The 14103-nt window shown below is 51.4% G+C and carries 7 protein-coding genes and 2 pseudogenes; 5 read left to right on the top strand and 4 right to left on the bottom strand.

Translation table 11 applies throughout. The annotated features are described in order from the left end of the window. Positions 1-28: 28 nt before the first annotated feature. Positions 29-1249, top strand: coding sequence for a hypothetical protein (locus tag ACMHLQ_RS20080; RefSeq protein WP_415402449.1), 1221 nt, complete (start codon positions 29-31; stop codon positions 1247-1249). 12 nt (positions 1250-1261) lie between these two features. Continuing rightward, on the top strand, positions 1262-3127 hold the full coding sequence (locus ACMHLQ_RS20075) for a cell wall hydrolase (RefSeq protein ID WP_415402448.1): 1866 nt from the start codon (positions 1262-1264) through the stop codon (positions 3125-3127). Between the two features lie 991 nt (positions 3128-4118). On the opposite strand, the pseudogene ACMHLQ_RS20070 reads toward ACMHLQ_RS20075, so the two are convergent. Then, positions 4119-5137 (bottom strand): annotated as a pseudogene (locus ACMHLQ_RS20070) (IS110 family transposase). Positions 5138-5582: 445 nt separating this feature from the next. Here ACMHLQ_RS20070 and ACMHLQ_RS20065 point away from each other — a divergent pair. The 3 genes from ACMHLQ_RS20065 to ACMHLQ_RS20055 all read left to right on the top strand — a co-directional run bounded on the left by ACMHLQ_RS20065 (position 5583) and on the right by ACMHLQ_RS20055 (position 8950). Next, complete coding sequence (locus ACMHLQ_RS20065) at positions 5583-6587, top strand: hypothetical protein (protein ID WP_415402447.1); 1005 nt, start codon at positions 5583-5585, stop codon at positions 6585-6587. Continuing rightward, the gene (locus ACMHLQ_RS20060) at positions 6584-7759 is read left to right on the top strand and encodes a hypothetical protein (RefSeq protein WP_415402446.1); all 1176 of its coding nucleotides are present in this window, start codon (positions 6584-6586) and stop codon (positions 7757-7759) included. Before ACMHLQ_RS20065 ends, ACMHLQ_RS20060 begins: the two co-directional genes overlap by 4 nt. Positions 7760-8215: 456 nt before the next feature. Beyond that, positions 8216-8950: a hypothetical protein gene (locus ACMHLQ_RS20055; RefSeq protein ID WP_415402445.1), complete on the top strand. Its 735-nt coding sequence runs from the start codon at positions 8216-8218 to the stop codon at positions 8948-8950. Between the two features lie 1400 nt (positions 8951-10350). Here the strand turns inward: ACMHLQ_RS20055 and ACMHLQ_RS20050 are convergent. The 3 genes and pseudogenes from ACMHLQ_RS20050 to ACMHLQ_RS20040 form a co-directional block, all read right to left on the bottom strand. Continuing rightward, positions 10351-11277 carry a hypothetical protein gene (locus ACMHLQ_RS20050; protein WP_415402444.1) on the bottom strand — a complete coding sequence of 309 codons (927 nt, stop codon included), beginning with the start codon at positions 11275-11277 and terminating at the stop codon, positions 10351-10353. 2 nt (positions 11278-11279) lie between these two features. Continuing rightward, positions 11280-12464, bottom strand: a complete 1185-nt coding sequence (locus tag ACMHLQ_RS20045) for an esterase/lipase family protein (RefSeq protein ID WP_415402443.1) — start codon at positions 12462-12464, stop codon at positions 11280-11282. Between the two features lie 289 nt (positions 12465-12753). Continuing rightward, positions 12754-13880: pseudogene (locus ACMHLQ_RS20040) on the bottom strand (IS3 family transposase). Positions 13881-14103: the final 223 nt, after the last annotated feature.

Raw genomic sequence — 14103 nt, 5'->3', positions numbered from 1 at the left:
TATGATTCGGTTTGCGGGGGGCATTCTGATGATACGCATTTTCCTTGTACATTTATTTATTTTTCTTGCAGCGTGCGATTCGACTTATGACAATCAATACCGGCTGCAAGGCGCGGGAATTCCACTGCACACTAACCTGACGGATCGCAACACCGACAACTTGGCGAAGTATTTCGGAGCATTGTGCGTTCAAGCGGGGTTTCAAAGCACGGGGTGCGCGCCATCACCTGGTGCGAATTTGCCAGGAAATTGGAACCTGTTGGTTCAGACCGGATACAATGACATTGATTATCGGTGTGATGCTTATCTGAACTGGATTGATTCTAAACGCAGCGAGCGTATCCTCTTTGAGGGTACGACAAACGCACTTGGGACTCTCGCCGCCGGCCTACTCAAAGGGTCCTCTGCCTCTGCTGATACGTTGGCTGACATCGCCTTGGCCTTGGGTTTTGCCAAAGAGGTTTACGCATCTTACCAAAGCAGCATCCTGTTGGGGCTCGAAGGTTCGACGATCAAGGAAATCGTGAACCGCCGCCGCCTGACGCATCGTCAGAAATTTCGCACAGCCAAGTATAACAACCGTCCGGAAGCCATCTTTGCGCTGCGCCGGTACCTCACCTATTGCACGCCACAAAGCATTCTGACGGACGTAAATACGTTCTCGCGCGGAGCTGCCAGTGGTACACTCCCTGAAATCGAGGGGGACGCGACGGCAGCGGCGGCGTTGCTCACTTCCTCTTCTCAAGTGACGCCGGAAAACCGCAATCCCTCTGAACTGCCAACAGTGGCCAGCATTGCGGACTTCGCGCCTTTTAGTGAGGCTGAAGTCAAAAGGATCCAAGCCGCTTCTTGTGGCGACGTTATCGACGGAAAAGTCGGCCCCCAAACAAAACGAGCGGTAGCTATGCTTCACGACCGGCGGACCACATTTGACACTGATCCGTTGATTTCGGCGAATGAGTGGACCGCTATTTATGGTGCACTGAAACCTTGCGATATTGCCAAATTCAAAAATATCTATGAAAATATTTCCCATAGCGACAACGACGGCAAAGGCGTGGTTAACGCACTGGCAAATGGCGAAAAAATACCTCGAACACTACTTGGGAAACCATTGAACGATCCCGAAGTGCGCAAAGCCCTTTCAGACGCACGTAAAGCAATCTCACTTGCCGAGCCGAAATACGGGCTGGCAGCGGATAGCGATCAACTTACGCCACAACTCTATAATGCATTGACCACGCAGTAGTGGGGGAGTCCCATGACCAATAGATTCAGAATAAATTTTGTTAACCCCAAAAACCTACTTGTTAAAATATACATGGATGAGCCTTCGGAAGACTCCATAACAGGATTTGTTCACGGCTATGTGAAAAAGTTGCCTAACGCAGCGGAAAGTACCGATTGGGTCTTTGTCGAAAATCACGAAAGCCAAAACATGGATGGCGCATTCCATAAAGGTTGGATGAAAACGTGGGCTATCGGCGAAAGAATTCCCGATGTTCCGCAAATCATCTCTGCCCGCGCGCTCACCTTTACGGCGGTAGCCAACGAGTTGGATGATACAATTCCCCCTGAAAAACAAGTCGCAGCAGAGTTCTTACTGGCGCTTTTTTTCGTTGAGAACCAAATTGATCCGAACGCAGAACCTGTTGATGATCTCGAGTTGTCCGTGAAAGACACGGCACCGAACCCCGACTATCATGGCGGTTTTGCCGTCACTTCCGCGCAATGGGACTCCTTTATCGCTGCAGAAGGTGAGCGGTTAAATTGGTCAGGTGACTTTTTGCGCGAATTGGTCTTGCCCCAGATGCGTTGTGCCTATTGGCTTGCGCACCGCAATCAAAAACAGCTCGGCGTTGCGTTCGGGGCCACACCGACCGAGCCGTTTGTACCGCGTATGCTCGACCTCTTTTTAGCGCATCTGATCGGTGACGTTGCTGCAGCCGCCGTGATCGAGATGGAGCGGACAAAAACGGACCTGAACAAGAAAATCCGCACGATCATCAGGGACGCAAACAGCTGGAGCGACGACTCTCCCGAGCTTAAAAAGCTTTTTGAGAACCGCTCCGCTTTTGTCGGAGACTTGAACGGGACCGGCGGCGGGTTGACAAGCGTGACGCAGTTTCTGGAAGCCTGTCGCACGGCACTTGATCCAGCACTGAAGCTCGCGCGCAAAATGTTGGATGCCTATTTGCCAGCCTTCGCGGGTAACGCCATGAACGGGGACGCATTGATGGCTACAGCTGATGCGGAACTGGCAAAATGGAATGCCGGCTGGTCCGAGCAGGTAGATCCTGGTAAGTCAGTCGCGATAAAGTATTTTGAAGCTACGGACTACACACCTGCCGTAGTGATCGACCCGACCACCAATGAACTCACCCATTGGTGTGGTGCATTCGTTGCACATTGCATGAAGGAATCCAATCTTCCGGTTCCGAAGAGTTCCGCTGCTGCCGCTAGCTGGCGCAACTGGGGCGACATGTCCTTAGACAAGACTCAAGGGTCCGTTATTCCGCGCGGTGCGGTTATCACAAAAAGCGGTGGTGAAGGGTCTAACCACATTGGTCATGTCACCCTGTTTGATCGGTGGGACAATGATGGGCAAAGCTTCTGGGGATGTGGCGGCAACCAGTCAGATAGTGTCACGAGTGCAAAATTTGCCACAGATGAAATTGTTGCTGTTCGCGTGATCGCAAATAGAACGCAAAGCACCGACAAAGATCTGGAGATACTTAGCAAGACGCTTTGGGGCGAAATTCGCGGCGGGACCAAAGAACATGCAACAAACGTCGCTGAGGTCGTACTTAACCGATTTCTTTCAGGGTATCGATCGGACGGCAGCATCGCTGGCGTATGCCTCAAACACAAACAGTTTTCATGTTGGAACCCAGGCACGAAATCCCTGCGCAGCATTGAAGATTTGGATGCTGAGGACCCTGAATTGAAACGGTTGATGGCATTTGCAAAAGAAGTGATCACAAGAAGACTGGCAGATCCAAATGCTCCGGCGCCGCTGCAGGGCGCAAGGCATTACCACAACCACGATGTCAATCCAGACTGGGCCATTCCCGCCAAGATAGTTAAGGACGACGGTAAGCACGTCTTTTATAAGGATATCGCCTGACAAAACTGGCATCGTTTTGCCTCTATCTTCACGGTATATCTTGAATTCAGAGTATAGCTTCCTTTTTGCAAGTCTCCTCCGATACTTGATGTAGCAAGTTGATGTCGCGGTACAAGGCAACAATATCTTGGCAGACTTTACGGATTGAAGGTCCACTACATTTCGAAATGTCTGGGATTGTGCTGATGTCAGGCATCAAGTGGCCCGCCAGCCAAATGAGTTCTAGGCTACGCGCGCTCCCGCCCTCCAGCCGCCGAGGCGACTGGAGCAAATTCAAAAAACCGTAAAGGTGAGTCCGCAATATTGGTACAGGGTGCTTTTGAGCATCCGCCTTGTTCGCCTTCTCTAAATGCAGAGTAATCCATGAAATTTCCCCCAGTGCTAGGGAAAGCAACACATTCTTTCGCTAGTTAGCAACACCAAGGCGGACCTTGGACATATGAGTTTTAAAGTCCGCTTCGCCCGCTCTCCAGCCCTCTAACTAGATGAACATCGCGCAGGTGTCGCCAACGCCCGCAATGCGGGCAGCGATTGCAGCATCTTGAGCCGAGGGCCAATGGCAGGAATGGGCCGTGCTCGTCGCCGGTTTTGGCATCGTACAGTTCAGTGCGCATCACCCGCCACTAGCGCCCATACCGCGAGAGCGGTTTCGTCCAAGCCCGCACTGCGGGCCTTGGCCGTCGGAGAATGCCGCGCGACGCACGAACGACCGCTTCGGTGAAGCCGCGCCGCGGCGTGGGCATCCAGTCCCAAAGGCATGTGTGGGTTGCTCCTGCATTGCAAGCGTTTTTGTAATTGCGATGGTCTGTCAGTACAGTCCTGTGTCCGGCCTATTTGCGTGGCGATTGCCAATGGCCATGATGAGTTCCGCAAGTAAGGGTCCTATCGGCTAAACGACCTCAAAGGGCCGCGACATTGGTCGGAGTGTCCTTACTCTTGATTGACTTCGTTTCGCATCATCACATCAAGCGTCTTGCATTTCTGGGCAGGATCAAGCGATCGGCTGCCGGTATTCTTCTCCTTTTGTCAGGATCGCCCAGATGATCCGGGCCGATTTGTTGGCCATGGCGACTGTAGCTAGCAGGAGGGGTTTCTGGTCGAGTAATTTCGCAGTCCAGATGTCAGCTTTTTCAGGCTTGTTCCTCGCCATGAGCGCGCGCGAGGTCATTCCGACGATCAGCAGCTTTCGGATGTACCGGTCGCCTTTCTTACTAATGCCCCCAAGACGTTCTTTGCCGCCACTAGATTTGTTCAGCGGTGTCAGGCCCAGCCACGCCGCCAAGTCGCGTCCGGTCTCGAACTGTTTTGCATCGCCGATGGTGGCAACGACAGCGGAAGCTGTGATTGGTCCGATCCTTGGCATGCGCATCAGACGTCGTGCATCGGCATCCAGCCATGCGTGTTGTTTGATCAGCTTAGTAAGCCCATCAACCCGCGCATTGAGTCCGTTCAGCTGATGACACATCACGCCAAGAATGCCGTTCGCGATCTCGGGCATTTCCAACTGCTCTTCGGTGCCGTGCTCTCGTGCGAACTTGGACACCGCTTCGATGCCCGTCGGCAGGACATGACCGAACTCACGAAGGATGCTGCGGATCATTTTCACGACCTGGGTGCGCTGTCGGACGACCAGATCCCGCGCACGATGAATGGCAAGCACAGCCTGTTGATCTTCTAATTTGATTTCAACGAAGCGCATCGTCGGGCGGCGTACTGCTTCGCAGATCGCCTCGGCATCTGCAGCGTCCGTCTTGCCGCGCTTCACATAAGGTTTGACATAGGCTGCCGGCATGAGCCGAACGTCATGGCCGAGCTTTTTCAACTCGCGCCCCCAGTGATGGGATGAACCGCAAGCCTCCATCCCAACCATACAGCGCGGCAAGCTCTCGAAGAAGGCCATCAGCTTCGCGCGTTTGATCTTCTTGTTAATGATCTTGCGTGCAGTCGCTGAGACGCAGTGAACTTGAAAACGTCCATGGCCAAATCGAGGCCAACAGTCTTAATTGTCATTGGGTGGCTCCTTTCCTAGCAGTCGATAGCAACTGCACTTTGGCACATTCGATGCCGGTGGAGCAGGAGCCACCCACCTCATCCGATATGGGCCGGTCAAACGGTCGAAACTCGGACGTCGAACCGGCTCGCTAAAGCATGTTCATCGCTGTTAAACTACGACTATTGTTGGGCCACTCGATCGGCTGATCTCTGATACATCAGTAACGATGCCGCTCTGCATCAGATGACTTCAACGATCACAACCCAGGCATTGCAATTTCCCGCTACGTCCGCTCGCAGAATAGAGTTGCCGCTGGAGCGAAAAATTCGATGCCGCTTTACAGCAGGAGACTCAGCCATTCGTGCAGGTCAACAGTGGACGTTTACACTTTGTTCATAAATGTGCACAATCAGAACAAGGAATAATTTGAACCGCTTTCATAGATTTCAATGGGTGGACCCCATGCAAGCAGACACAACCAACTATAAACTTGTTCGAGATGCAGAAACACTAATGCGTGACGAAGGCGTGACGCGCAGCCAAGCACTGGAAAGACTAAATGGGGACAAGCGAGAGCCTAGTCGTACGCAATTCGCGACGTGGTTCGAATTGGTCGCCGCAACTGAGCAGGATATACGCCTAAAACTCGCGGCCGAACTCGAAAAGGAACAAAACAACGGTCTGTTGCAGCGGCTAATCAATTGGGCACAGGCGTTCTTTTCCTCCGGACTCCTCTTCGTGGTGGTTGGAATTGCCCTCATTGCATGGGCTGACAATACACAAGACGATTCCCACACTGCATTTACGTTTGTCTATGTTGTATTGGGAATTGCGATCACTTTGTACGGGACGGGCACGCAGGCAGCAGGCGCAATGCGCAGCGATTTGCTTACGAATGGATGGTTTCAAGGCTCAATGGCGGGGGGTGCCGGTCTGTTGGCATTTCTGGCTGGTTGGGCCATCGTTGAAAAACATACCGAAATGCGCGGCGCATTCGATCAACAAACCAAGTACTTGAAAGTCGCGTTTGAAATAGAGTCCAAAGATCGAACTATCGCCGTTGACCCAAACGGGCATTTTATTTCTGCACATCATGAAGGCTTACCAGTCCTAACGTCGTCCATGGAGAACCAGTTCGTCGTTCTTTTGCCCCAAAAGGCAAATTCCGAAAAATGTCTCTTTGCACTGCGGTTAGAATTTTCCGCACGGGATGGCACCAAAGTTCCGATGGATGACGCGTTCAACTTTGTCTTAACGCCGGATTGTTCGGAAAACCTTACTACTGAAGAGGCGACTTCTGCAATCACAGTTGGGTTGGCACCGCGCGATCGCGCAGGCGCGGACTTTGACGAGTATGTTGCAAAAAGCACAATAGAATTTGAACCCAAGATCGTTCAAAGAACGCTTTCGGTCGATCAGGTAAGCATGGTCGGCCAAAATGATGTAAACCTTGGGATATTCGAATGAAGTGTATCTGTTTTTTCTTCGTTGCTACCGTCAACATGCTCTTAGCATTTGAAATTCATGCTGAAACGAAAACCTGCTCGGCGATATCGACAACCGTCCTTGAAGGAAAGGCGCAACGCCTGTCCGAGTTGAATACGGTAGTAGACCCTCTATCCTGTATCGTTCCGCAAATACCTAAATATAAAGCTGACTTAGCAAACCCACAGCCAGCTCTAGAAGCGCTCGAAGCTTATTTGTCCCTAACCGCTGCAGCCATTTTGTTGGTGGAAAGTAACTTCGAATATGTTACTCGATTTCGCGCTATTGACGACATAGAAGTAGCAGAAACACTCGCGATTGGTGCAGGTAATCGGGATCGCTCGGTCCGATTGAACTCTGCAAGACTGCTGGCCAGTGTAGTCGATAACAGCACTTTTTGTGTGGTGCTGGATTACCTCCATGCACCGGTTAGGTTGATCGAAGACGACAATAGTACTTCCGTGAATGCGCGGGCTAATCTTCTGGGGGTCGTACGGGGTGCCGCTCAATGGATTGGCGAAGAAAATCAGCTCGCTTTGGCAAGAACGCTCGATTACACGGTTCGGTCCATCGATTTTGAAAACACTGAAAACCTAACGAAGACACTTGCCCTGATTGCGGACATTGAACGACGCTTAGATACAAACACCGCAGGCCGTATCTCTTTAATCGCGCGTGAAGAATGCGGTACCGCAGATCTGTACAAGTATTGGATACCGGAAAACTACGCTAGCCTACGTGTTGACATGAACCCAAACCCGTTTCTTGAGCCACTTGCACCGGCAATCGTAGACTTGCCAGAAGATGTTGCGGCACTGGTACGTGACTTGGATAACGGCATTCGCGCGGTCAGGGCAGCTTCTCTACAAAAGCTGTTGGATAGCCACTTGGAAAATGAAAGAGCCTTGCGGGAGGCAGTGGAGCAGCTCACCGAAACCAAGCTGGTATCTCTCGCGCCTGCAGGCCGGGTCAACGTCTTGTATTTTATAGATCGTGTAGACTTATGTGGCTTTGACGAAGAGGTGCGCGGTGTAGCTTTTGCTGCCGTACAAGGTATTGTGGGGCGAATAGATTCTGGGGCGTACACGTTGGGCGAGCAAGCAAGTACATTGGTGTCGTCGATCAGTACGAAATTATCAAAATGCGGCTCATAGCGCTCTTGCCGACCCTTCCCCTTTTTGAATTCTGATGAAGCGCCTGTGCAACGGCAGCTTGGTCCCGCGGTGCAGGCGTCCCATGAGTAGTAGATTTTGCCACCGCCGCGAACGGCGGTTATGCAGGCTGCAATCGCAGCTCTTGAACCATTCGCCAACGACCGGTCTGGGCCGACCTCACTGGGGTAGAGGACTTGGGCACAAAGGTTGTTACAGCGTATCCAGTATCCGCAGAAAGCCCAGCGTGGCCGATGCTGTACTTTGAATGAATGACAGCTCTTGCATTTCCCCGCTGCTAAAAGCCGCCATATTAATGACAAAGGGGATCGCTTTACTCGCTCGGACCAGGTTCCTTAGGTAACAAACTTTTGCAAAGCCGCTTTCGAGACCAAAATGAATGTATCTAAATTCTCCAACAATCCTGTTTTTGCCAGTTTCTTTCTCATCATTTGAAATTTGGCTTGGGTGGATTCCGTTGGAAACACGCTTGCTGGGCAGGAAAAACGCCCCGCCGACTTTGATGTAGTAGATTTGGGAAGATGGATAACCAACGATGAGGGCAATTCAGTCCTCGGTTACGGCGGGGCCCTTTACAAGGTGACACCGTCTAACAAGCCCAGGCGGGACAGTGTCTGGTGCATTCACCCTGATGATTTGGAAGGATGGGTGCAGCTGCTGGACGGTAAACCAGTCCCCCTCGTGAAGAGCTACCGTGACGGTGACCTTCTGCTTCAATACATTCAAAAGCCATACGGAGACTTCGTGCATGAAGTCGTGGCAGGGAAAATTAGCCCGACCATTCCCAAAGGCTCGTCAGTCGCACCTATCGAAGATCGTAACCGCAGAGACTTCGCAAATTGGCTTCATGGGGCGAACGACAGAGGACAAGCGGTTTCCAGCGGTCCAAACTTCACCTGTATGTTTGATCCAAAAAACCCGACCCTGTCCGGCAATAGCTCTTATGCATGCCTAGCGACGATCGCCGGGGCGCCTTTCTCGGATACATTTATCAGATGTGGAGGATGGCTCGGTGGATGTTCGGCTGAATTTTCGTTGACACAAGAAATCTCTATTCGACTTGTGGGTGGCCATCTGCATCGTTCGGGAGGGGCCGTTCTCATTGAGAGCATTCCAGAAACCATCGAGTTTGGTCAATACTGGTACGAGCCAGCATCGACAATTTCGAAGTAAATGTTGTTGCAAGAGGGCGCGAAGAGTTTGTTCGGGGCGGCAATTGAGGGGGCAAATGGGTAGGAGCCTTTTATCTGCTTTTTTGGTCGGATGTTTTGCGTTGATGATCTTAGTGACAAACGGGCCGGGCTCGCGAACATTGGAGCGATCGGTTCCTTTCCTTCCAGTCATTCATCCTAACGGGGAAAAGGAATTCAGACTGATCAATGCGGGTGATGACGGACGGGTGGTACCGCTGATGATGAAATGTGGGTTCTAAAAATGCCGGACGGTCTTTGGGCTGAATCCCGAGACGAGGGCCGCACAGCGAAACAAATAGAGGAAAACCCTGACTATCCGTATAACCTCAACTTCACATTTGTCCTTGCGTTGCCAGAGCTTGATTTTTGGCCAGAACCATTCGAAGAGGTTCGTTATGATCGTGCAATGATTACGGTGCACGCGGGTCAGGAGCCTTATGGTCCGGGCGCGTTCGGAGGGGGGCTGGGGCATCCGTTTTCGGTCAAGCATGACCTTCCGTGCCAACTACAATTGTCGACGTGACGTCTTGGTGGGGCCAGGCGTTTATGCTCTCAGAAGCGCTACGGATGCGGAGGCAGAAGAAATGGCTCAGCGGTCTAAAGATCAGATGTCACCATCAGTTTTGCGCTGGTTCTCCCCGCCCGAGTGCAACCGGCCGCTCTCAAGTGCACCCCGCCAAGAATACGCTATTTATGATAAGCGAGGGCGCGGCGTTTGCATTGGTTCTTGCGTTGCCTTGAAAAGCTCCGACCTGCAAATCGGTCCTAAAGGATCCTGCAATTTTCGGTTCTGGCTTCCTGTCGGTAGAGAATTTGCAGTAGGCATGCGCTCTGACTATGTACCTGTTGTTCAGAGCCTTTACCTACGGGTGGTCGATATTCTCAAGGACGCAACTGATACCACCGCATCCAAAAACGTTGTTGATTGGCAAATTGGTAGTTCGGCACCGTAAGGTGCTTACTTCCGACATTCATTTTCGCTTCGTCGATGGCAGCTCCGTCCCGCGCCGCTGTCATCCGAACACCGCTGATCAATGACCGCTACGGGCTGCGGGGCGACCTTGGAGCCAGACGTAGCGGATGTCAGCAGCGAGCCCCAACCTACTACCCGCGATTGGCCATTTACTGCGTGAGCATCCGAAAATTTGCATGTCCAACCCGCCTACGACGCTGCCACGTATTCCCCGCCGCAGGCAGTGCACGGGGTTCAGGCTGGTTGGATTGGGTTATGGGATACCGAGCTTTCCCCGGCTTGGTTTCATGGGGCTCACCCCAAAAAAGAAAGGCCCGTCGTGCCATGCACCCAAGCCTATCGCGAAACTCTTCAGAGCAGGCCAAGATTTGTTTCGGAAAATAAGGAATTGGTCGATAGGAAAGTAGTTAGTCTACGGTAGCGGACGATTCCTCAGATTTAGGTGAAACCACATCGACATTGGGCCAGCTCGGATACTGGCTCCCCAGAACCATGCCGGAAACGGCTTTTTTTGTCTCCAACCTGATTGGCTCAACGCCTTGCAGAGTAGGTGGAATCTCCGCGAACGCAACCAAAGCATTTGTTTCATTTGGTTTCTGCTGGTGTATCGCGTCAGCTATAGCGTTGCCGTTATCCGCAATACCCATGCCGACTTCATGCGCACTTCCGATAACTACATTCGACCAGTGCACGGTCTCACCCACCATTCCCGCAATGAAAATCTCAGACGGCTGCGCTGACCTGTGATCATTTTCCGGTTCTTCTATCGTTGCCGCAATCACATCAGCAGCCAGTGTATTCCATTTTACCGGAGTACCGACGTAGCCGTTCTCGGTTTTAACCAAAAAGGAAAAATCACTCGATTCCTGCCGTCCAACTTCCTTTCGGATTGTTTCCCAATCTTCGGAGCTAATTCGCGAAATATCAAAAGCGAAAACCGTTCGCCTGGATGCGGCTTCTGACGGAAAAGCAAGAAAATAAAAAGAACCTGCAACAGTATCTATAAATCCCGGCTCGCCGACTTCCTCCATCAAATAAGGAGCGCCAACTTTGAAACTTTTATCGGGATTCTTTGAAACAGCAGTCTCAATATTTGAGCAGCAGTCCGAAAGTTTGGCTTGTTGATCAACCACATCTATATTTCTCCAACGAGCCAAGAACTCCTTGCGCTTTCTTGGAGGGATACTAGAGAAATACTCGGCAGTTAGAGAATGCTCGGCGTTTTCGAATGAACCGCTACTGTCAACAATGGTTACACCTAAGCCATCTGCGTGTAAACTGACGCTTACCGTGCCAGCAAGCAGTACAGCGGCGGCCAACGACCAACTGGTCATCCTCACCATGATATTGTGTCCCTCAAGTTCCATAGGTCGCCTGCAAATCTGAAAAACAAAACTACACCAATGCCTATCGCGAAGTTGGTCAAAGGAGACCGACGTCGTGCCAACACTAGCGAAATCAATGCAGATAGTGCGCCCATCACTGTTACTGAAATCATAACATCAACAGATTTTGTTTTCAATTGATTGGTGAAATCCTGCCATTCACCTTGAAAAACGATGAAAAGAAAAGTACTTGCGGCAAGCATACCACCGAGGCTCGCCACAAACCTTTCCCACGGCTGCACATTACTTGCCTTCGAATCGGTTCGACCAACCGTCGCGTTGGTTTTGTTCTGCGTGACAGCGTCACCCAACACATCTTTGTGACCCAACACACGTTCTAAGAAATTTATGAAGTTTTTGAAGCCAACATCTTCAGCGCTTTCGAACTTGCAGATACCTGCATGATTTCTTGGGAGTTCGACGTCCTTGAACGCGCCGTCCTCTCCATCTGGAACCAGTCTTGCGCTCTCCAAAGGCACAACTTTAACCCCAAACAAACCCCTTTTCTCGCAGAACGCAATGTGTTGCCATGTTTGTGTGGTTTGATCTTCTTTCTGCTGAGGTTGGTTCTTTTCCTTTTTATGTCTGTTCTTTTTCTCCATGTATACTTGATGAAGAAAGTGAAGGTACGAGCTGTTCCTATGCATATCCAAGATTTCAGGCCTTAGAACTGCAGAGGTAAGCAACCTCATCGCGCCGGATGCTATCGCCGATCCTTTGTGCGGCGTCCCAAAAAACGCTACGCCCGTTAGATTAGCCTGAAATTCTTCTGACAGTTCATTTGTCGCAATTAGCTGTTTGACTATCAGCCCGCCCATACTGTGACATACAAAAACCACAGGTTTCTTTGAGGTTGCGCCGTCGGAATCCAGAATTCCTCTTACGGTTTTCGCGTGGTCGTAAACAGAGTCACCGGACCTCCCCGGTGCGGTAGGATAGCTTACATTCAACACCCTAATTCCAGGGTAAATCAACTGTATCCAGCTCGGCCAAAATGTGGTTCCGTCACTGGGATCGTACGTCCACGCGGACGTTTCATCGCTTCTGAAGCCATGCACAAAAATGACCGTTGCCAGATGTTTCTCGTCGGCTGGCTTAGTACCGACATCAACGATCGAGAAATCATCAATACTCACAAAAAATCCCGCCCGACAATAACTTCGAAAGTCGTACAGGCATTGAACCACTAGGGGAACAATTTTGTTGAACTGTGAATTAAATTGCGGCGCAGGGTTTCCATGGGGCCTCCAAAGTTCTTCTTACAGCTGGTGTTTACTCAGTTGAAACTAAAATGGAATTCTTCAAACAAGCGTGCCTGACGACATACGCTTTGGTGTTGCACGTATGCATTGAATCCAACTTAAGACGACCACCTCAATCAGATCATCCACTGAGCAGCCTTATCTGACTGGTCCAAATTGATTGTTAGTGCATGATTGGCCTGTGTTCCATCGGGATGATGGTTTTCGGGGTTGGCGGGCGATAGCCCAATGCACTGTGAGGTCTCTTCGTGTTGTAGTGCTTTCTCCATTGTTCGATCAGGATCTGTGCTTCGCGCAGGCTGTAGAAGATTTCGCCATTAAGCAGTTCATCTCGCATCCGCCCGTTGAAGCTTTCGCAATATCCGTTCTCCCAGGGTGATCCTGGCTCGATGTAGGCGGTCTTCGCTCCGACGGCGGCGATCCAGTCCCGGACTGCTTGCGCAACGAACTCAGGGCCATTGTCCGAGCGGATGAAGGCGGGAGCGCCACGCAGGATGAACAGGTCTGTCAGAATATCAATTACGTCTGTGGAGTTCAGCTTGCGCTTCACCTTGATCGCCAGACATTCCCGGCTGTTCTCATCAATGATGTTCAGCGTTCGGAAGACCTTTCCGTCATCTGTCCGGCAGTGCACGAAGTCGTAGCTCCAGACATGGTTCCGATACTCAGGCCTCAGCCGGACACATGATCCGTCATTCAGCCAGAGCGGCCCTTTCTTCGGTTGTTTTGCTGGAACCTTCAGCCCCTCTCGCCGCCAGAGCCGTTCGACACGGCCATCACTTACCGACCAACCTGCCTCTCTGAGCAAAGCAGCGATCCGACGATAGCCGTAGCGGCCAAACTGTCTGGCCAGTTCGATCATATCGGCAACCAAACGATCCTCATCTGCAGGCCCTTTCGGGATATGTCTTTAAGTGGAGCGATGCTGCCCAAGAACCCGATAGGCCCTGCGGTCCGAGACCTTGAACTGGCTTCGAACATGATCAATGCAAGCGCGACGGCGAACGGGGCTTAGAAGTTTCCCCGAGCTGCTTCCTTAAGGATCAATTTATCCAAAGTCAGATCAGATACAGCTCTTCTCAGTTGTTCGTTTTCCTTCTGCAGCCGTTTCAGTTCCTTCAATTAATCTACGCCCATTCCGCCATACTGCTTGCACCAGCGGTAGTAGGTCTGTTCAACAACGCCGATCTGCTTGATCGCACCAAGACGGGACATTCCTTGACCCATCGGAATTTCAACCTGCCGTAACTTCGAGACAATCTCTTCCGGCTTGGGTCGCTTGTTTGCCATTCTCAGTCCTCCGTTTCTTAAACATAGCGGTGGACCAGTTCAGTTGGGTAGGCTCATTCGACCGTTGACCTTCAAACATAGTGCAGCATCAGTCAGAGAAGGCTCGAAGCTGCCATTCGCAGCACTACTCGAGCAATGTCCGCCACTTGGCGTATTCTCATTCAAGTCTGTAGCCGGAGGGATGCAACGGGAGCGCGCAGCGGGCTCCCTTGCACAGATGTGC

It is taken from the genome of Tateyamaria algicola (genome assembly GCF_047715485.1).
In the GTDB taxonomy this organism is placed as follows: Bacteria; Pseudomonadota; Alphaproteobacteria; order Rhodobacterales; family Rhodobacteraceae; genus Tateyamaria.
This window is presented reverse-complemented; position numbering and strand designations above follow the sequence as displayed.

Excerpts from the sequence above, each read along its gene's own strand:
- ACMHLQ_RS20080 (WP_415402449.1), top strand. The coding sequence starts at position 29 with ATGATACGCATTTTCCTTGTACATTTATTTATTTTTCTTGCAGCGTGC.
- ACMHLQ_RS20075 (WP_415402448.1), top strand. The coding sequence starts at position 1,262 with ATGACCAATAGATTCAGAATAAATTTTGTTAACCCCAAAAACCTACTT.
- ACMHLQ_RS20065 (WP_415402447.1), top strand. The coding sequence starts at position 5,583 with ATGCAAGCAGACACAACCAACTATAAACTTGTTCGAGATGCAGAAACA.
- ACMHLQ_RS20060 (WP_415402446.1), top strand. The coding sequence starts at position 6,584 with ATGAAGTGTATCTGTTTTTTCTTCGTTGCTACCGTCAACATGCTCTTA.
- ACMHLQ_RS20050 (WP_415402444.1), bottom strand. The coding sequence starts at position 11,277 with ATGACCAGTTGGTCGTTGGCCGCCGCTGTACTGCTTGCTGGCACGGTA.